This window comes from Brevundimonas halotolerans (genome assembly GCF_003730275.1).
Lineage (GTDB): Bacteria > Pseudomonadota > Alphaproteobacteria > Caulobacterales > Caulobacteraceae > Brevundimonas > Brevundimonas halotolerans.
Genome location: NZ_QTTA01000023.1, coordinates 50,291 through 68,747, shown reverse-complemented (window position 1 = coordinate 68,747; position 18,457 = coordinate 50,291). Strand labels below are relative to the sequence as shown.

General features: G+C 65.9%; 18 protein-coding genes. 9 read left to right on the top strand and 9 right to left on the bottom strand.

The annotated features are described in order from the left end of the window. Positions 1-3: 3 nt before the first annotated feature. The 3 genes from EG854_RS12230 to EG854_RS12220 form a co-directional block, all read right to left on the bottom strand. Positions 4-882, bottom strand: coding sequence for an SGNH/GDSL hydrolase family protein (locus tag EG854_RS12230; RefSeq protein WP_123288412.1), 879 nt, complete (start codon positions 880-882; stop codon positions 4-6). Between the two features lie 113 nt (positions 883-995). After that, positions 996-1,412, bottom strand: a complete 417-nt coding sequence (locus EG854_RS12225) for a DUF2177 family protein (RefSeq protein WP_123288411.1) — start codon at positions 1,410-1,412, stop codon at positions 996-998. Between the two features lie 16 nt (positions 1,413-1,428). After that, complete coding sequence (locus EG854_RS12220) at positions 1,429-2,472, bottom strand: SAM-dependent methyltransferase (protein ID WP_123288410.1); 1,044 nt, start codon at positions 2,470-2,472, stop codon at positions 1,429-1,431. A 174-nt stretch (positions 2,473-2,646) separates the two neighbouring features. Here EG854_RS12220 and EG854_RS12215 point away from each other — a divergent pair, with 174 nt between their 5' ends. From EG854_RS12215 to EG854_RS12195, 5 genes are all read left to right on the top strand, one after another. Beyond that, the gene (locus EG854_RS12215; RefSeq protein WP_123288409.1) at positions 2,647-4,017 is read left to right on the top strand and encodes an NAD(P)/FAD-dependent oxidoreductase; all 1,371 of its coding nucleotides are present in this window, start codon (positions 2,647-2,649) and stop codon (positions 4,015-4,017) included. After that, positions 4,014-4,799: a DUF1365 domain-containing protein gene (locus EG854_RS12210; RefSeq protein WP_123288408.1), complete on the top strand. Its 786-nt coding sequence runs from the start codon at positions 4,014-4,016 to the stop codon at positions 4,797-4,799. Before EG854_RS12215 ends, EG854_RS12210 begins: the two co-directional genes overlap by 4 nt. A gap of 90 nt (positions 4,800-4,889) precedes the next feature. Further along, positions 4,890-5,594 (top strand): CoA transferase subunit A, encoded by a 705-nt coding sequence (locus tag EG854_RS12205; protein ID WP_123288407.1) that lies wholly within the window; start codon positions 4,890-4,892, stop codon positions 5,592-5,594. Continuing rightward, the gene (locus tag EG854_RS12200; RefSeq protein ID WP_123288406.1) at positions 5,594-6,253 is read left to right on the top strand and encodes a 3-oxoacid CoA-transferase subunit B; all 660 of its coding nucleotides are present in this window, start codon (positions 5,594-5,596) and stop codon (positions 6,251-6,253) included. The genes EG854_RS12205 and EG854_RS12200 overlap by 1 nt, the downstream gene beginning before the upstream one ends. Positions 6,254-6,296: 43 nt before the next feature. Continuing rightward, positions 6,297-7,151, top strand: a complete 855-nt coding sequence (locus tag EG854_RS12195; RefSeq protein WP_164462031.1) for a toxic anion resistance protein — start codon at positions 6,297-6,299, stop codon at positions 7,149-7,151. 44 nt (positions 7,152-7,195) lie between these two features. Here EG854_RS12195 and EG854_RS12190 read toward each other — a convergent pair whose 3' ends face one another. The 6 genes from EG854_RS12190 to flgK form a co-directional block, all read right to left on the bottom strand. After that, complete coding sequence (locus EG854_RS12190) at positions 7,196-7,849, bottom strand: ABC-type transport auxiliary lipoprotein family protein (protein WP_241153263.1); 654 nt, start codon at positions 7,847-7,849, stop codon at positions 7,196-7,198. Next, complete coding sequence (locus EG854_RS12185) at positions 7,846-8,784, bottom strand: MlaD family protein (protein WP_123288404.1); 939 nt, start codon at positions 8,782-8,784, stop codon at positions 7,846-7,848. Before EG854_RS12185 ends, EG854_RS12190 begins: the two co-directional genes overlap by 4 nt. Before the next feature lie 14 nt (positions 8,785-8,798). Further along, a complete protein-coding gene (locus tag EG854_RS12180) occupies positions 8,799-9,572 on the bottom strand; it encodes an ABC transporter ATP-binding protein (RefSeq protein ID WP_123288403.1) in 774 nt (257 codons plus the stop codon). Beyond that, entirely contained in the window at positions 9,569-10,696 is a 1,128-nt protein-coding gene (locus EG854_RS12175; RefSeq protein ID WP_123288402.1) for an ABC transporter permease, read from the bottom strand. Before EG854_RS12175 ends, EG854_RS12180 begins: the two co-directional genes overlap by 4 nt. A 130-nt stretch (positions 10,697-10,826) precedes the next feature. Further along, positions 10,827-11,747, bottom strand: coding sequence for a flagellin (locus EG854_RS12170; protein ID WP_123288401.1), 921 nt, complete (start codon positions 11,745-11,747; stop codon positions 10,827-10,829). Beyond that, the gene (flgK, locus tag EG854_RS12165; RefSeq protein WP_123288400.1) at positions 11,747-13,864 is read right to left on the bottom strand and encodes a flagellar hook-associated protein FlgK; all 2,118 of its coding nucleotides are present in this window, start codon (positions 13,862-13,864) and stop codon (positions 11,747-11,749) included. The genes EG854_RS12170 and flgK overlap by 1 nt, the downstream gene beginning before the upstream one ends. A 382-nt stretch (positions 13,865-14,246) precedes the next feature. Here flgK and EG854_RS13325 point away from each other — a divergent pair, with 382 nt between their 5' ends. From EG854_RS13325 to sciP, 4 genes are all read left to right on the top strand, one after another. Continuing rightward, on the top strand, positions 14,247-15,740 hold the full coding sequence (locus EG854_RS13325) for a flagellar hook-length control protein FliK (RefSeq protein ID WP_241153261.1): 1,494 nt from the start codon (positions 14,247-14,249) through the stop codon (positions 15,738-15,740). 4 nt (positions 15,741-15,744) lie between these two features. Further along, positions 15,745-16,497, top strand: coding sequence for a flagellar hook assembly protein FlgD (locus EG854_RS12155; protein WP_123288399.1), 753 nt, complete (start codon positions 15,745-15,747; stop codon positions 16,495-16,497). A 12-nt stretch (positions 16,498-16,509) separates the two neighbouring features. Next, positions 16,510-17,964 (top strand): flagellar hook protein FlgE, encoded by a 1,455-nt coding sequence (flgE, locus tag EG854_RS12150; protein WP_123288398.1) that lies wholly within the window; start codon positions 16,510-16,512, stop codon positions 17,962-17,964. A 173-nt stretch (positions 17,965-18,137) separates the two neighbouring features. Further along, positions 18,138-18,422, top strand: a complete 285-nt coding sequence (gene sciP, locus EG854_RS12145) for a CtrA inhibitor SciP (RefSeq protein ID WP_123288397.1) — start codon at positions 18,138-18,140, stop codon at positions 18,420-18,422. Positions 18,423-18,457: the final 35 nt, after the last annotated feature.

Sequence of the window (18,457 nt, the reverse complement as noted above, 5' to 3'; positions counted from 1 at the left end):
CGATCAGGGCGTCGCCGTAACGGCCTCGGCCTCTGCCACGCCCAAGTCGGCCTTCAACCGGTCAGCGACGGGATCGGCCATGCGCAGATAGCCGCTCATGCTCATATGAATGCCGTCGCCGGCGCGCATCAGGCGCCTGCGGCCATCCTGATCGCTCAGATAGGCCTCATAGCCACCCGCCTCGTTCGAGGTCAGGGGCACGGTGTCGAAATAGGGCACACCCAGCGCCGTCATGCGCGCCTCGACGACGTCGTTGATGATCGTCATCCGCCCGTCAAAGCCGCTGCTTTTCATGCGGGGCAGCCCGACCCAGTAGACCTCGGCCCCGCGGGACCGCATCAGTCCGACCAGATTGTCGACCCGCTGGGCATAGGCGGCCTTCCAGCCGTCGCTGCCGAACGGATGGATCTGGCCGTCGATGACGATTGCCTGGGCGTCATTGGTGCCGAACAGGATGATGGCGACATCGACCGGCTGCTCGGCCAGCTGGCGCGTGCTCTTGGCCTGGATGTCGACATAGTCATAGCGGCTGAGGCCGGTCGAGACCTCGCTGAACTTGACCACATCGACGCCGTCCAGATCGCCAAGATCGCGGTACAGCGCCGCCCACAGGCCGTCGGCCATGGAGTCCCCGAACACGCCGATGGTCAGGCTGCCGTCAGCATAGCGGCTCTTGAGGCTGCTGGTGGGGGCGACCGGGGCTTCCACCTCGGCCGGGGCCTCAGCGGCTGCGGTCTCGGCGGCCGTCGCCGACGCATTGGCCTGCCCGCCAAACATGAGGGTCGGATGGCTCAGCCAGGCGCGACCGTCCGGGGTCAGCAGCAGGCCTGCCAGAACCCCGACCACAAAGGCCACCGTCAACGCATTGATGCCAGCGCGCACGCCGTCCCCCGACGAATACTGCGGCTCAACCCGAGCCTCGCCGACAGATTAACCGATCCGATGGCTCAGAACAGGGCTTGCGCGCCTGTGGCGAACAACAGGGTTAAAATGCGTCAGCCGCCGAGGCGGTTCTCGGCCCAGCGCGCGGCGAGATAGCCGATGCTCGACGCCGACAGGGTCAACACCGTGCCCCATGCCAGATCGATCAAGGTCAGGCGACTGGACCAGACATTCAGCGTCGCCTGATTGGTCAGGTCATAGGTGGCATAGGCGACAAAGCCGAGGACCGCGCCGTTCAGCGCCGCCCGCCCCAGTCCACCGTCCCGGAGCGCCGGCGAAATCGCGAAGAACACGATGCCGCCGATGTAGATCAGATAGAAGGCCACCGCCGCCTTCATGTCCGGCTTGTCCGCCAGGATCGGTCCCAGGATCGGCTTGTAGAGACGATTGGTCATGGTCGTCAGCCACACGGCATCGATCGCCGCAAATGCCAGACCCGCGCCCAGATAACCGGCCAGATATTTCAACATGGTGCTCTCCCCTTGCTCAGCCCGCCACGGGCTTGAGGCGATAGTGGCTGACCGCCCAGGTGCGGCCTCCGTCATTTCCGAACAGGCCCGCCGTGGCCAGATAGAACCGCCGCCAGCGCCGCGTCCACAGGCGCGCATCCTCGCCATAGGTTTCCGCCATCAGCTCGGCCACGCGGTCGGCGTTCTGATCCATATTGGCCAGCCAGTGCCGCGCTGTCCGCGCATAGTGCTCGCCGTTCCAGGTCCATTCGTTTTCGACCTCGAAAAGGTCGGGGAACTGACGGATCAGGCCCCGGCTGGGCATCACCCCTCCGGTAAAGAAGTGCTGCGCGATAAAGTCCCCGTTGTCCGTGTGGTCAAAGCGGTAGGGCGCATCGCGGTGCGTAAAGATGTGGATGAACATCCGCCCGTCCGGCTTCAGCCAGCCGCGCGCCCGGGTCAGCAGGGCCTGCCAGTTGGCCATATGTTCGAACATCTCGATCGAAACGATCCGGTCCACCTGACCCACCAGATCGGCGGGGGCCTCGAAATCGTTCATGTCGCAGGTGATCACGGTCAGATTGCCGAGCCCGCGCGCGCGCGCCTGGGCCTCAATGTGACCCCGCTGGCCGTGGCTGTTCGACACCGCCACGATCCGCGCCTTCGGATAGTGCTCGGCCATCCACAGGCTGAGCGAGCCCCAGCCGCAGCCGAGCTCAAGTATTGTCTGGCCGTCCGCCAGCCCGGCGTGCTCGCAGCTTTCGGCCAGCGCCGCGACCTCGGCCTCGTCCAGCGTTTCATTGCCGGTTGGATACAGGCAGCAGGAATATTTCAGCCGCGCGCCCAGGCAGATTTCGAAGAACTCGGGGGGCAGTTCATAGTGCTGGTCATTGGCCGCATCGGTGTGCTCGGCAATCGGGCGTTCGGCCATCGACCGGGCAAAGGCGCCCTCATCGTGCGGCGCCTCGCGATCCAGCCGCTTTCGCGCTTCCGACACCAGACTGTCGATGGCCCAGCGGGTCACCGGATCGGGAAAGGGCGCATCCTGAAGCTGGCGGATGGCGGCGGTCGCTGGATTCATCAAGGGCCCCGTCGATAAAGCTTTGCTATGGCAACCAAACGCCGTCGCGGGCGTAATGGCTCCGCCGGAACGTGTCCGGTTTCCTACATTTACGACCCCAACCGGAGCCTGGATGACTCATCCGACCTGTACCCCGTCGCGTAACTGCCTCAAAGACGGCTTCAGGGAGAGAACATGAGCCCGCATCTGGTGAATTCGGACCCCGGTTCGACAGGCCCCGGTCAGAAGATCGCGGTGATCGGTTCGGGCATTGCGGGCCTGTCAGCCGCCTGGCTGCTGGCAAAGCGCCATCAGGTGACCCTCTATGAGGCCGACAGCCGCATCGGTGGCCACAGCCACACGGTCACCGTCGAGGATGCGGGCGAAACGACCGCCGTCGATACCGGCTTCATCGTCTATAATGAGACCAACTATCCCAATCTGAAGGCCCTTTTCGAGCATCTGTCGGTGCCGACGCAGCCCGCCTTCATGTCGTTTGCCGTGTCGATGGACGACGGCGCGCTCGAGTATTCCAGCCACGGCGTCAGCGCCCTGTTCGCCCAGAAGCGCAACTACGCCAGCCCCAAGTTCTGGCGCATGATCGGCGACCTGCTGCGCTTCCAGAAACAGGCGCCGCGCGACCTTCCCGAACTGGAGCGCACCGGAGAAACGCTGGACGCCTATCTGACCCGCTCCGGCTACGGCCCGCTGTTCCGTGATGCGCACCTGCTGCCCCAGGCGGCCGCCATCTGGTCGTGTACGCTCAACCAGATGACCGACTATCCGGCGGCGGCGTTCGTGAAATTCTACATGAACCACAATCTGCTGAAGTATGACGTCCGGCCCACTTGGCGGACGGTCACGGGCGGGTCTCGCGAATATGTCAGCCGACTGCTGGCCGACTTCGGGGGCACGGTCGTCACCCATGCCGGCATCGAAAGCGTGGTCCGGGGCCGCGACGGGGCAGCCCTGCGCTTTGCGGACGGGCGGTTTGAACGCTTCGACGCCGTGGTGCTGGCCACCCATTCCGATCAGGCGCTGGCCCTGCTGGAGGCCCCGTCGGCCGAGGAGCGCCGACTGCTGGGCGCCATCGGTTACCGGCCCAATCGCGCGGTCCTGCATCGCGACACCTGCCTGATGCCGAAACGCCGCAAGGCCTGGGCCGCCTGGACCCACGTCGGCTACTCCGCCCGCGCCGGCGAGGGCGGCGTCACCTACTGGATGAATGAGCTGCAAAGCCTCAAGGGCCCGCCGCTGTTCGTCAGCCTGAACCCGGCGCTTGAGCCCGCCGCCGACACCATCCTCGGCGAATGGGACTATGAGCACCCCGTCTTCAACGGCGCCGCCCTCGCGGCTCAGAAGGACCTGTGGAGCCTGCAAGGTCAGCGCAATGTCTGGTTCTGTGGCGCCTGGTTCGGGTCGGGCTTCCACGAGGATGGCATCCAGTCCGGTCTGGCCGTGGCCGAACAGCTGGGCGGAGTGCGCCGGCCCTGGTCGGTCGATAACGAGAGCGGACGCATCCACGTCGGACCGCATCCGGATGCCGCTCTGGAAAGGGCCGCGTGACGACACCGCCTGCCTTCGGTCTCTATGTCGGCGAGGTCACCCACCGGCGGGTGCGCCCCTTTCACCACCGGCTGCGCTACCGCGTCTATATGCTACTGCTCGACCTCGACGAGGCCGAGGCCCGGCTGTCACGTCTGAAATGGCTGCGGCCCGGGCGATGGGGGCTGATGCGCTGGAACTCAGGTGACTACGGCCGAAAGGGAGATCCCCGTCCGCTGCGAAACCAGATCGAGGAGCAACTGGCCACGGCCGGCGTTGCCCTCGGCGGCGGCCCGATCCGGCTGCTGACTATGCCGCGCATCCTCGGCTACGGCTTCAATCCGCTGAGCGTCTATTTCTGCTACCGCCCTGACGGCGCCCTGGCCGCGCTGGTCTATGAGGTCTCCAACACCTTCGGCGAGCGGCACAGCTATCTGATCGCGCGGCCCGATGGCGAGCAGGGTGGCGGGCGGCAGACCGCGCCCAAACGCTTCTTCGTCAGCCCCTTCATGGACATGGGCTTGACCTATGATTTCATCGTCCGCCCGCCCGGGAATGACCTGTCCGTCACAGTAGCCGTCCGGCGCCGCGATGAGCCGATCCTGACTGCGACCTTTGCCGGCCGTCACCGCCCGCTCGACGACCGCACTCTGGCCCGCGCCTTCTGGTCCCACCCGCTGCTGACGTGGAAGGTCATCGCCGCCATTCATTGGGAAGCGATCAAACTGCTGTTCAAGGGCGCCCGGTACCGCGTCCGTGGCGCTCCGCCGACCGATCCGGTAACGCACGGCACGACCCTGTGACCGCCCCCGGGGTTGCCCCTCGCGACCGGTCACACTAGAGACCGAACAGACACGCCCAATTTCATCAGGCGATGAAAATAAGAGGAAGCGATGAGGAAACTCTACCCCGACGCCAAGAGCGCGCTGGACGGCCTGACCTTCGACGGCATGACCGTCATGGCTGGCGGCTTTGGCCTGTGCGGCATTCCCGAGCACCTGATCGCCGCCCTGCGCGATAGCGGCACCAAGGGCATGACCGTCATCTCCAACAACGCCGGTGTGGATGGCTTCGGCCTCGGCCAACTGCTGGAAACGCGCCAGATCAAGAAGATGATCAGCTCCTACGTCGGCGAGAACAAGGAGTTCGAACGTCAGTACCTGGCCGGTGAGCTGGAGCTGGAGTTCAATCCGCAGGGGACCCTGGCCGAGCGCATCCGTGCCGGCGGCGCGGGCATCCCTGCCTTCTTCGTCAAGACCGGCGTCGGCACCCTGGTCGCCGAGGGCAAGGAAGAGCGCGAGTTCAACGGCGAGCGCTACATCATGGAAAGGGGCCTGGTCGCCGACCTGTCGATCGTCAAGGCCTGGAAGGCCGACGGTCGCGGCAATCTGCAGTTCCGCAAGACCGCCCGCAACTTCAACCCGATGATGGCCACGGCCGGCAAGGTCACGGTCGTCGAGGTCGAGCATATCGTGCCCACGGGCACCTTTGACCCCGACCAGATCCACACCCCCGGCATCTATGTCGACCGCATCATCCTGACCGTGCCTGAAAAGCGCATCGAACAACGCACGGTCCGTCAAAGGGAGAGCGCATAATGGCCCGTACCCGCGAACAACTCGCCGCCCGCGCCGCCCGCGAGCTTCAGGACGGCTTCTACGTCAACCTCGGCATCGGCATCCCGACCCTGGTCGCCAACTACATCCCGCACGGGATGGAGGTCACCCTGCAGTCCGAGAACGGCATGCTGGGGATGGGCCCCTTCCCCTATGAGGACGAGGTCGACGCCGACCTGATCAATGCAGGCAAGCAGACCATCACCGAGATCGCCGAGAGCAGCTACTTCAGCTCGGCCGACAGCTTTGCGATGATCCGCGGCGGCCACATCAACCTGTCGATCCTCGGCGCCATGGAGGTGGCCGAGAACGGCGACATCGCCAACTGGATGATCCCGGGCAAGCTGGTGAAGGGGATGGGCGGCGCCATGGACCTGGTGGCGGGCGTCAAGCGCGTGGTCGTGGTCATGGATCACGCCAACAAGCACGGCCAGTCCAAGGTGCTGAAAGCCTGCACCCTGCCGCTGACCGGCACGGGCGTGGTCAGCCGCATCATCACCGATCTGGCCGTGTTCGACGTCAAGCCGGACGGCACGGGGCTGGAGCTGATCGAACTGGCCGATGGCGTGACCCTGGAAGAGGTCGCGGCAAAGACCGAGGCGACCTGGACAATTTCCGAAAATCTGAAGTCACTGGCATAGTGCCTCCAATCGGCCGGAACAGGCCGAAGTGGAGGGTGATGTGATGGCTGACGGTAGCGGGCGCTTTTTCGGAATTCCGGAGCCCGATCCTGATCGCGTACAGGCCATGCAAGCCGAGGTTCAGGCGGATGCCGCCGCCTATGGCGAGCGCTCGCGCCAGTCCGTGCGCGACTGTCTGGACCGCGTGCTGGCCGAGGCGCGCACCGGGGACCTGACCGAAGCCAGCGCCCGCATCGACCATCTGATCGCCTGTATCGAAGGTCTGCGCCCGCGCGAGCTTGAGCCCCGGCGCGGGCTGGCCGGCCTGTTCGACAGCCGCAACGGGCGACTGAAGCGCTTCCGGGCGTCGTTCCAGGCCACCGGCCGCACGGTCAAGGACACCCTTGCCGAGATCGAGGAGCGCCTGAAGGGCGTCGAGACCCGGGGTGCCTCGCTGAACGGGGCGCTGGATGCCCTGCGCGACGGGGTCCGAGAGATCCACGGTCACGTCCGGGTCGGTCGGGCGGCGCTGTCTCCGCCTCCGGTTGCCGCCGAGGGTGAGGACACGCCCGCCGACCCGCATCAGCCCCTGCGCGCAAGGATCGACGATCTGGACGGTCATCGGGCCTCCGGCGTTGCCGCCCTGCCCTGCGCGCGGGCCATCCAGAACGCTGACGCCTGGGCTGCAGCCTCGATCCGCCGCGCCGCACCGGCTCTGAACGCCTGGCAGGAAGACTGGACCGCGCGTCTGGGCCTTGACCGCAAGCGCCCGCGCAAGGTGCGTCCGGACGTGGCGGAACTTGACGCCTTGCGAGACAGGCTGCTGGCGACGCTCACCCGCATCAAGGGCGACGTTGCCCAGGCCCAGGACCGCCGCAAGGCCCAGGTTGCCCGGCTGGAAAGCCTGCGGAACGGCTAACCTGCGTCATCCTCGGCTTTACCCTAGAATGACATTGAAACGGGTCAGTCCGCGCTGGCGGCGCGGGCGGCATTGGCCTCGACCCAAGCGACGATCTGCCGGTTCAGATCCCCGGTAGCCGCATCATAGGCCGACACGATAGCGCCCAACCGGTTGTCCCTCGCAGGCTCGCTGACCGAGAAGATCTGCTCCGAGACGACGGTCCGCTCGGGCATCGCCAGCAGGCGCGCCCGGGCCGAAATCACCACCGTCGGCACGGCCCCGGGCGCGGCGTATCGCGTCTCGAAGGTCGTGATGTCGACGTCGAGCCCGGCATCGGCACGGGTCAGCTCGCGCCCCCCGATCAGCCGCACCCCGGAGCGGTCCGAGGAAAACGCCATCTCCAGGCTCTGCGCATAAAGGTCCTCGGCGTCGGATACCCAGCGCGCGCCGGCCACATAGGCCGCTTCATTGCCGGTCACCGCCAGGATGCGCTGGCCGGACACGGCCTCCGGAAACTCGATCCGGCGCAGGGAGACCTGCACCGTCGCCATGCTGCGCTCGCCGACATAGCCGCCGTCCAGGGGGCCAAAGCGATACAGCTGCACAGGGTCCGGCGTCGACAGGAGGGCACAGCCGCCCATCGCCAGCGCCACGGCCACACTGGCTCCCAGACCGGTCAGGCCGCGACGCAGGGATGACATCGATGCGGGGATCATGGCTGAACCTCCAGTTCCTGGGACGGGGGCCGCGAGATGAAATCGCGCGGGCTGCTGCGGACGTCGTCGACGAGACTCTCGAGCGAGCGGGTTGCATCATCCAGCCCGCGAATGGCTTCTTCCAGCTGTGGCAGGCCACTGGAGGCAAAGTCGTTCACCGGACCTTCCAGATTGGCGATCAGACGATTGGCCGCCTCGGCGGCCTGCACCGCCTGCTCCGCCGCATTGTTGAGATTGGTCACCGCCTCCTGCCCGTCCGTCTCGACCAGTCGCCGGGCAGACACCCCCAGCGCCTGATATTCGGCCATGGCGGCATTGGCGCGGACAAGCGCCTGTTCCAGTTCGCCGAACATGCCCTTGCGGGCCTCAAGCTCGGTGCTCAGCGCCTCGATGTTGCGAACACTGACCGAGAAGGAGCGGATGTTTTCATCCGACAGCACCCGGTTGATGCGGTTCAGGGCGTCCACCGTCTGGGCCAGCACCGTGCCCGACCCGGACAGCAGCTCCGCGATCGGGCTGGGCTGGCTCTGGATCACCGGCACGACATTATTCGGATACTGGGTCTTTAGCAGGGCGCTGCCCTCGGTCCCGGCGGTGATCTGGATGTAGTTCAGGCCGGTAATGCCCTGCGGCTCCAGCTGGGCGCGAGAGGTCACGCGCACCGGCGTGGTCGCGTCGATCCGGATGCGGGCCACAACCTGGTCGCCCTTTTCCTGGTCCAGGCGTAGATCGGTCACCAGGCCGACGCGGATGCCGTTGAAGTGGACCTCTCCGCCTTCGGACAGGCCGCGCACCGGTCCATAGAATACGATATCATAGACGTCGTACTCCTCGTTGAACGACAGGCGTGCCAGCCAGATCGAGAAGATGATCAGGGCCACCGCCAGGGCGACCGTGGCGATCCCGACTGCTGCGTAATGGGCGTCTCTTTCCATGTCGGTGTGGCTCCTCAGCCGGTCCTTTGGGCAGCGCGCCCTCGCGGACCATGGAAATACTCATGGATCCAGGGATGATCCGAACGCTCGAGTTCGGAAACGGTCGCCTTGATCACGACGTGCTTGTCCGCCAGCACCGCGACCTTGTCGCAGATGGCATACAGGCTATCGAGATCATGCGTGATCATAAAGACGGTCAGACCCAGATCGTTCGCCAAGGACCGGATCAATTCATCAAAGGCCGCGGCGCCGATGGGGTCCAGCCCTGCCGTCGGCTCGTCCAGAAACAGCAGCTCGGGATCCAGCGCCAGCGCCCGCGCCAGCCCCGCGCGCTTGCGCATGCCGCCCGACAGCTCGGCAGGCTTGAGGTGATGCGACTCGGGCCCCAGACCGACCAAGGCGATCTTCATCGCCGCGATCTCCTCGATCAGGGAGCGCGGCAATTCGGTATGTTCGACCAGCGGCGAGGCCACATTCTGCAAGACTGTCAGCGACGAGAACAGGGCACCCTGCTGAAACAGCACCCCCGTGCGCCGCTCGATGTCAGCCATGTCGGCCTTGGTCGCCTCGGCCATGTCATGGCCCAGCAGATGGACGCTGCCGCCGTCGGGCTCTTTCAGGCCAATGATGGTGTTCAGCAACACCGTCTTGCCGGTGCCCGATCCGCCGACGACGCCCAGGATTTCCCCGCGCGCGACGTCGAGGTCCAGATCCTCATGGATGACGCGCTCGCCAAACTGGCTGAGCAGGCCCCGCACCTCGATGACCGTGTCCTTGTCCCCGGTCATATGTTCAGTTCCAGGAAAATCAGGGCGAACACGGCGTCGAGGAAGATGATGGCGAAGATGGCCTGCACCACGGCGGCCGTCACCCGGCGCCCGAGGGACTCGACATCGCCCGACACCGCCATGCCCTGACGACAGCCGATCGCCGCAACCACAATGGCGAACACCGGTGCCTTGATCAGGCCAACGAACAGGTGATTGCCGATGTCAGGGATGACGCTCATCCGTTGGACAAAGAAGGCCAGCCCGAGGTCTAGCTGGCTCCATGCGACCAGCGCGCCGCCGAACAGGCCCGCCAGCATGGCGATGAATGTCAGCAGGGGCAGCATGATGATCATGGCCGCCAGCCGGGGAATGACGAGCGCCTGGAACGGATTGACGCCCATGACCTGCATGGCGTCGATCTCCTGATTCATCTTCATCGCCCCGACCTCGGCCGCAAAGGACGAGGATGACCGCCCGGCCAGCAGGATGGCGGCGATGACCACCGCAAACTCACGCAGGACCGAGATGGCGATCAACTCGACCGCGAACACGTCGAAGCCGAACTGCTGCAACAGATCGGCGCCGATGAAGGCCACGACCGCACCGATGAAGAAGGCGGTGACGGCCACGATCGGAATGGCATCAAGGCCCGCGCGCTCAATCTGGCTGACCCAGGCCGGCCAGCGGATGCGCCCGGGGTGCTTCAGGGCCGAGCCTGTGGCTGTGATCAGCCGCCCGAGGAAGGCCATCGACAGAATGGCCTCGCCGCCGATGTCGTGCATGCCGCGGCCGACCTTGGCGAACCCTCGTGTAAGGGCCGAGGGGCGTTTGAGCGGGGCGGCTTCCTTACTTTCGACAGCATGGACGCGGTCATAGACACGTCCGACCTCGGGCCGTGCCGACCATGCCCCCTCGGGCAGCTCACCGTGCACTGCTTTGGACAGAATCAGCGCGCCGGTCGTATCGAAGCGGCCAAGGTCGGTCAGATCAAGCGTCGCGACCGGGGCATCGCCCAGTTCCTTGCGCAATCGCGGACCCAGTCGGCCTCTCAGCCGTGACAGGCCCGCAGCCGTCCAGTCGCCGACCAGACGCAGCCGAACGCCCTTGCCCTGACTGTCTATCTCGAAATCGGCAGTCGCCATGGCACCTTAACTAAATCGGATGCCGTGATTTGCCCATGCGGAAATCACCCTCACCCCCCCCGGCGGCCTGAGCGCACCGGAACCTGTGTCAAATGCGCCGAACTGGTGCCGGTTGCCTCGAGCGCTGTCGTCAGCTCAGAAAGTTCAGCAGTGAGACTTGCCGCAGCTGATTGATCACCTGGGCCGAGGCCTGAATGGCCACCTGCGACAGCTCCAGATCCGTCAGAGCCTGGGCCAGGTCGGCATCGGTCTTTTTCGACAGCATCTCGTCCAGCGAGACCTTCTGGGTGGTCTGGGCCGTCAGGATGGAGTCGACCCGGTTCTGCAGCGAACCGTTGCGCGCGCCAAAGTTGGTGACGGTCTCGCGGGCCTGATCTAGCCGGGTCAGCTGAGCCGTCAGGAAGTCACGGGTCGCATCATCCAGGCCGCCGTTCAAGGGCGTCGCTTCATGGAACAGCTGGATATCGCGGAAGATGTCAAAGCCTTCATGCCCGACCTCATTGGCCAGAAAGCCGGTCTCCATCAGCGTGCCCTCGTCGAGGCGTGACACCTGTTTCAGGGAGTCGTTGGCAAAGGCGTCCGAAGCGGCGGGCAGGTCCGCCAGATCGGCCATGGTCATGGCTGTGACAGGGGGCGTGGCGCTCTGGCTGCCGGCGAACAGATAGCGGTTTTGGTGGCGGCTGTTCAGCCCGTCCTGGGTGATCTGATAATGACCTTGCAACTCCAGCATCAGACCGTCGGTGCGACCGCTAGCAAGGGCGGCGGCGATAGCTTCGCGCGCCCCTGAAACGCCGTCCGCGATGCGGTTCAAGGCAAGCGCCTGGGTCTCCAGCCGCGATGCGACGGTCTCACCCGTGTCGATGAAGCCCTGGATACGGCTCTGGCTTGATTTCAGCGCCGTCAGGGTTTCCGAGCTCCGACCGAAGCCGGAAAGATCCGTAGCGACCTTCTGGGTCGAAACCCGCTCCTGCGCATCCTGCGCCCGGGTCTGGGCGGTCATCAGGTCAAGCAGGGCCGATTGGTAGTTGCCGAATGTGGATACGCGGTTCATCAGACCATCCCCAGCAAGGTGTCGTACAGTTCGCGCGCCGCCTGGATCAGTCGGGCCGAGGCGTTGAAGGCCTGCTGATAGGTGGTCATCAGCACCAGCTCTTCGTCAAGATTGACGCCCTCATGAGCACGCTGGCGGGCCGAGGCCTCGCCGTGCAAGGCCATGGCACTATCCCGCGCCGTCTTTGTCAGGGCCGCGCGCCCGCCGATGTCTCCGGCAAGTTCTGATGCATAGCGTGACACGGAAATCTGACCGCCCAGCGATTCCCCTGCGCTCTGGAAGGTCGCGTTGACCTGACCGGCATCGGCGAGGGCCAGGGCGCCGCGCCCGTCTCCGCTGGTCAGGCCTGTGGCGCCCACCGCTGCATTGAAGTCGAACTGGGCAAGGCCAAGCCGGGCCGGGCTCTGACGGATGTCGGTGCGCATTGTATAGCCGTCGGCCCGCGACGCCCGTACCCCGCCGCCGATTCCGAACAGTTCAGTGATCGACACGCCGGACGGAACCTGGGTCGTCCGGTCCTCAAGCACCGACAGGCGGGGTGCGGGGCTGGTATTGGCACTGAAGCTGAGGGTGCCGTCGGTTGCATTGAGAGTAAAGGCGCCGAACCGACCTGCCCCCGTTGCCGGATTGTTCAGCGCCGCCACCAGGTCCGCAACGGTTCCACCGACCGGGATGGCCACGGTCACGTCCCGAATCTTGGCCCCGGTCTCGCCAGCAAACCGCAGGGTCAGCGTTTCACCCGCAGTGAAGCCGTGCGGGGACGTGCTGCTCAGGCCGGTCTGGTACAGGGCGGGACGGTCTGTCGAGATCAGGTCGTTCAGACCAAAGAAGTGCGAGAACCCCCGCCCGATCTTCCGCGACGGGTTGGCCGGGTCGTCGGCGACCACCACCCCGTTGGTCCCCGTCGCCGACAGGCTCAGCACACCATCAACGAAGCTGGCCGTGGCCGCGCCGCCCAGCTCGGCATTCAGCGTCGCCAGAAATCCGGCCGGCGTGGTCGCGGTGCCGTTGATGGTGATCGTTCCGCCGGAAAAGGCGATGTCGGCGCGGCTCTGGACCTGCCCGGAGGTATTGGTGACCGCGATCGCAGTAGTACCCGAAAAGCCGGCGACGGCGGTCTCAAGCGACTGGCCCACATTGCGCCCGGTCAGGCTTGTCGGGGCGGGAACGGACGAGTTGGCATTGTGCGCCCGGTTCAGTTCGTCCGCCACCCGGGTCAGCAGTTCCGCCAGCCGCTCGGCCGCCTGCGGGGCCTCGACGTCGCGCATGTCGACCAGGCCCTTGATCTCACCCGAGGTGATGCTTTCCAGCAGCGGGCGCTTCTCGCCGCGCGGCTCGGTCACCCAGATTTCGTTGAAGGCGGTCTCGGCGTTCACCGTGCCGGCTCGATTGTACGCCAGCGTCGCGTGCCCCTCGCCCGCCAGCAGCACTCCTGCACCCGTGCGGATCGACACACCCCCGACCGAACGCGCAGACACTCGCACATCCATCAACTCTGACAACTGACCGATCAGGGCCGCCTGGGCCGTCTCGGCGCCCGAGCCATCGCTGCCGACGGCGCTGGAGCGGGCGATCTCGACATTGAGCGCCTCGATCTGTTCCAGAAGTGTGTTGGCCTGGTCGACCGCGCTCTGGATGCGGCCATCGGCGTCCTCGCGAACCGCCTGGATCTGTCCGGCAATGCGATTGCCTTCGTCGAACAGGGCCTGGGCGCGGAACAGGGCCTCCTGCCGCCGGGGCGACGAGGCCGGGTCCTCGGCAGCGGCCGCGAACACCGAGAACGCCTGATCCACCTGCGCAAAAAAGCCGCCGTCGCCGCCTGGATCGCCGAACAGTCCCTGCATCCGGTCATACAGTTCATACCGCACCGACTGGCGCGCGGCGTCGGCCCCGGCATTGAAACTGGCCGCTTGCAGGAAGCGGTCGGTCGCCAGGCGGATGCGGGTGACCTCGACGCCCGAGCCCATACCCTGGCTGATCAGGGTCTCCTGCTCGGCGATCTTGCGCACATAGCCGGGCGTGTTGACGTTCGAAACATTGTCCGAGACGACACGCAGCTGAACCTGGGCCGCCGTCAATCCGCTGTTCGCGGTGTTCATGATGGAGGAAATGGACATCAGCGGGCCTCCTGACGGCGGTCACCCGGCAAGCTCTTCCCGCATGCCTGCGCAATTTGCCCGGCAGTTTCGGATGAGCTCAAAGCCAAGATGCTGTAATTTATAAGGTTCATTATCGGCGACCGTTCGTTCGTCCGACACCGGCGCAAGGGACGGGCCAGAGCGGACGGCCCGGACGATCGCTGCGTTCACCGGGCAATAAACGTCCATCCGCACGGCAATATTCGACCCGGCGCGGATCATTAGCAACGACATCAAGAAACACTAATGCTCTGGTTTATTGTATTTTTTTGACAAACTGCCGAGTGGCCCGACCCTTGCGACCCGCCCCTCGATCCCGGTGCGTCCGGGTTCGACCTTATGGACGGAGGGGCTCAGCCCGATGCGCGCGGACAGCTTGTTCACACCCCTGCAGGGCGGGTCGGCCAGTGAGGCCGTCACCCGTTCGCCCGGGCTTGCGGGCACCACAGCCGAGGGCATGGAAGCCTTTGCCGGACTGGTCAGCCAGGCGCAGGTCACCGAGGCAAAGGTCCGCCCGGCAACGTCGCGCCCTGAGCCAACCGCCCAAACCGACACAATGGGTGCACCCGAAGGCGAGGTCGCGGCCGACGATCGCGCTTCGGCAAAGTTGACCGGGCTCGAAGACGGCACCCGGCCGCACATCCTCCCGCACAATCCGCCCACCACAGGCAAGGAGGGCACGAGTCCTCAGATCCTGCCCCACAACCCGCCGGTCGTGGAGCTCGACGGCGGCAAGGAAGGCACGGGTCCGCAGGTTCTGCCGGGCGAGGACGGCAAGGTTCCCTCCGATGAGCGCCCCCCGGTCCTGCCACACAACCCGCCTGTCTTCGGCGCCTCAGGCGGCAAGGAAGGCATGGGTCCGCAGGTCCTGCCCGGCGAAGCGCCCACCCTGGGCAAGGGCAAGGGCGCGCAGGGGCCTCAGATCAACCCCGGCCCGCCGTCCGAACCGCCCGCCGTCGCCAAAGACGGGGAGGCAGAGGCGTCACCGGTTCCCAACAGCGCCACGTCACCAGGCACAGCCAGGGCCCTGTCCGACGGTCAGGCCGCAGCGCCTTTGGCCCCTGCCCTCGTCCGCCGTCTGCTGGCAACCCACGAGGCCCGGGACAGTGCCGCCGCTCGCGGGTCCGGCAGCACGAATGACCTGGGCTCACGCCTCAAGACCCGGCTGACCGGCGACGCTGCCCCGTCCGCTCTCCAGGCGACCGGGACCCCGGCTCCGACGGCGATCCAGTCGTCGCTCCAGGCCCTGACCATGGCCGCCGCAGGCCAGGCCGCTCAGACGGCGGCTGATCCCTCTCCGGCAGCTCTCCCGGCGGCCGGCGGCGACGCTACCGCCCCTGTGCCCGGCGACGCCGCGACAGCGGACCCCTTCAAGACAGCGCTTGCCTCTGTGGACCGAGGCCTTGGTCTGTCGACCCTGTCCCACGCGACGGTCGAGACCACCGCCCTGATCGCGGCCCAGATTCAGAACCGCCTCAACGGCCGCTCGACGCGTTTCGAAATGGCCCTGACCCCCGAAGGCCTCGGCCGTGTCGATGTCAGCATCGAGATCGACTCCGACGGGCACATGGCCGCGCGGCTGGCCTTCGACAATCCGGCAGCGGCCACCGAACTGCGCGGCCGGGCCGACGAACTGCGTCGCCAGCTGGAGCAGGCTGGCCTGCACCTCGACGGTGACGCCTTGCAGTTCACCGAGCGCGATCCCTCCTCCGCCGATCGCGGCTTCTCGGGCTTTGACCGGCGTGCCTTCGCCCGGGCGTCCGACCTGAATAACCAGGCGGACCAGCCCGCCCTCGAACCCGCCCCCTGGCAAACTCTTTCCCTGACGCGAGACCGCGTCGATCTGAAGGTCTGACCCCATGGTCGATGCCATCACCACCAATGACGCCGCCGGACGGATCGGCGCGGGCACCACCAGCCTGTTCAGCAATTTCGAGACCTTCCTCAGCCTGCTGACAGCTCAGCTGAGGAACCAGGACCCCCTGTCCCCGGTCGATTCCAACGAGTTCACCGGTCAGCTAACCCAGATGGCGGGCGTCGAGCAGCAACTTCTCACCAATGACCTGCTGACCAGCCTGCTCTCGGCCCAGCAGGGCACCGGCTTGACCACCGCCGCCACCTATATCGGCAAGGACGCGACCGCAGTCTGGTCGGCCACACGGATCGAGGATGGCCAGGCGTCGTGGAGCTATGAACTGGCCGGTGAGGCCTCCGAGGTCACCCTCCAGGTGCTGGACGGCAGAGGCAATGTCGTCTGGTCCGGCGAGGGCCCCGGAAAGTCTGACGGCGTTCATGGCTTCACCTGGAACGGCCAGACCACTGGCGGAGGCCAGGTCGCGGACGGTGGCGTCTACACCCTGAAGGTCGTGGCCAAGGATGGCGCTGGCGAAGCGGTCGACAACCAGGTCCTGATCCAGGGCCGCATCTCGGGCGTCGAGCTGTATGACGGCGAACCCTATCTGACGATCGGCAACTCGATCCTGCCGCTCAGCAGCGTCATCGCCTTGCAGCAGGCCAATGACGCCGCGACCACCCCCACTGATTCCATAGACGACGAGAGCCTGCTGGCCTCAGTCGCCTCGGCATTCAACCCCTTGAAATACCTGTCCTAAGGAGAGTATCCCATGAGCATCAACAGTGCCTTGCTGGCTGGCGTGTCGGGTCTGACGGCCAACTCAGCCGCCCTCGCCGCCATCTCCCAGAACATCGCCAATGTGAACACGGTCGGCTACAAGCGGACGACCAGCGAGTTCTCGACTGTCGTCAACAGTCAGAGCCAGGGCAGCGGCTATTCCGCTGGCGGCGTCCAGGGTTCGGCGCGTCACTTCACCAGCCAGAACGGCCAGCTGCAGCGCACCACCTCAACCACCGATCTGGGCATCGCCGGTCAAGGCTTCTTCGTCGTCACGGAGAAGCCCGAGAACCTGGAGGTCACAGACGCGCGCCTGTTCACCCGGGCCGGCGCCTTCCGGGTTGATAATCTGGGCTATCTGAAGAACACCGCCGGCCTGTATCTGCAGGGATGGCCGGTCGACGCCAATGGCGACATCGCCACCGATCCATCAGACCTGTCGCGCCTGCGGACCATCAACGTCGGCTCGGTCGGCGGCACGGCGGAAGCCACGACCCGCGTGCAGATGAACGCCAACCTGAAGTCCAGCCAGGCCATCTCGACCGAGGCGACCGACGCCGCCGCCGTCCCTCCCGGACCCACGGCCTATGATCCCCTGACCAATTCCATGGCTCTGTGGAATCCGGAAACCGGCACCGGGGTGAAGCCCGATTTCGAGGTCACCATCCCCGTCTCGGACTCGAAGGGCGGCCAGCGCACCATCGCCCTTTCGTTCCTGAAGAGCACCGTGCCGAACCAGTGGTACGCTGAAATCCGCGCCATACCGGCGTCGGATGTCGTTTCGGGGGCCGGACTGGCCAACGGCCAGCTCAAGACCGGTCTGGTCGCCTTCACCCAGGACGGACGTCTCGACGTCTCGGCCATGGAAGCGCTCGGCGCCCAGGCCCTGTTTGACGATCCCGCCAATGCCAATCTGAACTTCGGCTCTTCCAGCTCGGGCGCGCCTGCGGCCGGAGAGTTTGCCTGGGCACCCGACCTGGGCATCGACGAGCAGTCGCTGGCCTTCGACCTGACGGCGGCCGCCGGTGGCCTGACCCAGTACGACAGCGCCTCGGTCGTGCAGGCGACCATTACCAACGGCACGGCCTTCGGCAATCTCAGCGAGGTCAAGATCGACGAGCGCGGCTTCGTGACCGCCATCTTCGACAACGGCGTGACCCGCCAGATTGCCCAGGTGGCGCTGGCCACCTTCCCCAGCCCCGACAGCCTGACCGAGACAGCGGGGAATGCCTATCGGGTCAGCCAGGGCTCGGGCACCTACAACCTCAAGGCCGCCGGATCGGGTGGCGCCGGCTTCATCGGCGCCTCACAGCTGGAAGCCTCGACCGTCGATCTGTCCGCCGAGTTCACAGGGCTGATCACCACCCAGCGGGCCTATTCCGCCTCATCCAAGATCATCACCACGGCCGACGAAATGCTGGCCGAGCTGATCAGCATCAAGCGCTGACGGGCATCAGGCGGAGGTCGCAAATGACGCGAAAAACAGCCCTTTCAGGCACCCGGAACGCGCCGTTTCAGCGGCGGCGCGTTAGCCGTTCCTTCACCACGACGCTTAAACGGCCTTTAGCGCCAGTTGCTTATGGTCAGGGTCAGTGATGGTGGTGAAAGAGGCATAAGCCCATGTTGCAAGAGCGACGAATGAACAAGGACGGCGAAGCCTATGTGGTTGGTCCCACAGGCACGCCGTTGACCCTGCGCGATCTGCCGCCGGTCAACACGGACCGCTGGGTGATCCGCCGCAAGGCCGAGGTCGTCGCTGCTGTGCGCGGCGGACTTCTCAGCCTCGATGACGCCCTCGCGCGCTATCGTCTGACCGCCGAAGAATTCCTAGCCTGGCAAAAAGCCATCGACAAATGGGGCATGCAGGGTCTGCGCACCACGCGAATCCAGCACTACCGCAACTAGGTCTTCCCTCCCCGAAGCCTGCCGATGGCCGCCTC

Excerpts from the sequence above, each read along its gene's own strand:
- EG854_RS12225 (WP_123288411.1), bottom strand. The coding sequence starts at position 1,412 with ATGTTGAAATATCTGGCCGGTTATCTGGGCGCGGGTCTGGCATTTGCG.
- EG854_RS12220 (WP_123288410.1), bottom strand. The coding sequence starts at position 2,472 with ATGAATCCAGCGACCGCCGCCATCCGCCAGCTTCAGGATGCGCCCTTT.
- EG854_RS12215 (WP_123288409.1), top strand. The coding sequence starts at position 2,647 with ATGAGCCCGCATCTGGTGAATTCGGACCCCGGTTCGACAGGCCCCGGT.
- EG854_RS12205 (WP_123288407.1), top strand. The coding sequence starts at position 4,890 with ATGAGGAAACTCTACCCCGACGCCAAGAGCGCGCTGGACGGCCTGACC.
- EG854_RS12200 (WP_123288406.1), top strand. The coding sequence starts at position 5,594 with ATGGCCCGTACCCGCGAACAACTCGCCGCCCGCGCCGCCCGCGAGCTT.
- EG854_RS12195 (WP_164462031.1), top strand. The coding sequence starts at position 6,297 with ATGGCTGACGGTAGCGGGCGCTTTTTCGGAATTCCGGAGCCCGATCCT.
- EG854_RS12190 (WP_241153263.1), bottom strand. The coding sequence starts at position 7,849 with ATGATCCCCGCATCGATGTCATCCCTGCGTCGCGGCCTGACCGGTCTG.
- EG854_RS12185 (WP_123288404.1), bottom strand. The coding sequence starts at position 8,784 with ATGGAAAGAGACGCCCATTACGCAGCAGTCGGGATCGCCACGGTCGCC.
- EG854_RS12180 (WP_123288403.1), bottom strand. The coding sequence starts at position 9,572 with ATGACCGGGGACAAGGACACGGTCATCGAGGTGCGGGGCCTGCTCAGC.
- EG854_RS12175 (WP_123288402.1), bottom strand. The coding sequence starts at position 10,696 with ATGGCGACTGCCGATTTCGAGATAGACAGTCAGGGCAAGGGCGTTCGG.
- EG854_RS12170 (WP_123288401.1), bottom strand. The coding sequence starts at position 11,747 with ATGAACCGCGTATCCACATTCGGCAACTACCAATCGGCCCTGCTTGAC.
- flgK (WP_123288400.1), bottom strand. The coding sequence starts at position 13,864 with ATGTCCATTTCCTCCATCATGAACACCGCGAACAGCGGATTGACGGCG.
- EG854_RS13325 (WP_241153261.1), top strand. The coding sequence starts at position 14,247 with ATGCGCGCGGACAGCTTGTTCACACCCCTGCAGGGCGGGTCGGCCAGT.
- EG854_RS12155 (WP_123288399.1), top strand. The coding sequence starts at position 15,745 with ATGGTCGATGCCATCACCACCAATGACGCCGCCGGACGGATCGGCGCG.
- flgE (WP_123288398.1), top strand. The coding sequence starts at position 16,510 with ATGAGCATCAACAGTGCCTTGCTGGCTGGCGTGTCGGGTCTGACGGCC.
- sciP (WP_123288397.1), top strand. The coding sequence starts at position 18,138 with ATGTTGCAAGAGCGACGAATGAACAAGGACGGCGAAGCCTATGTGGTT.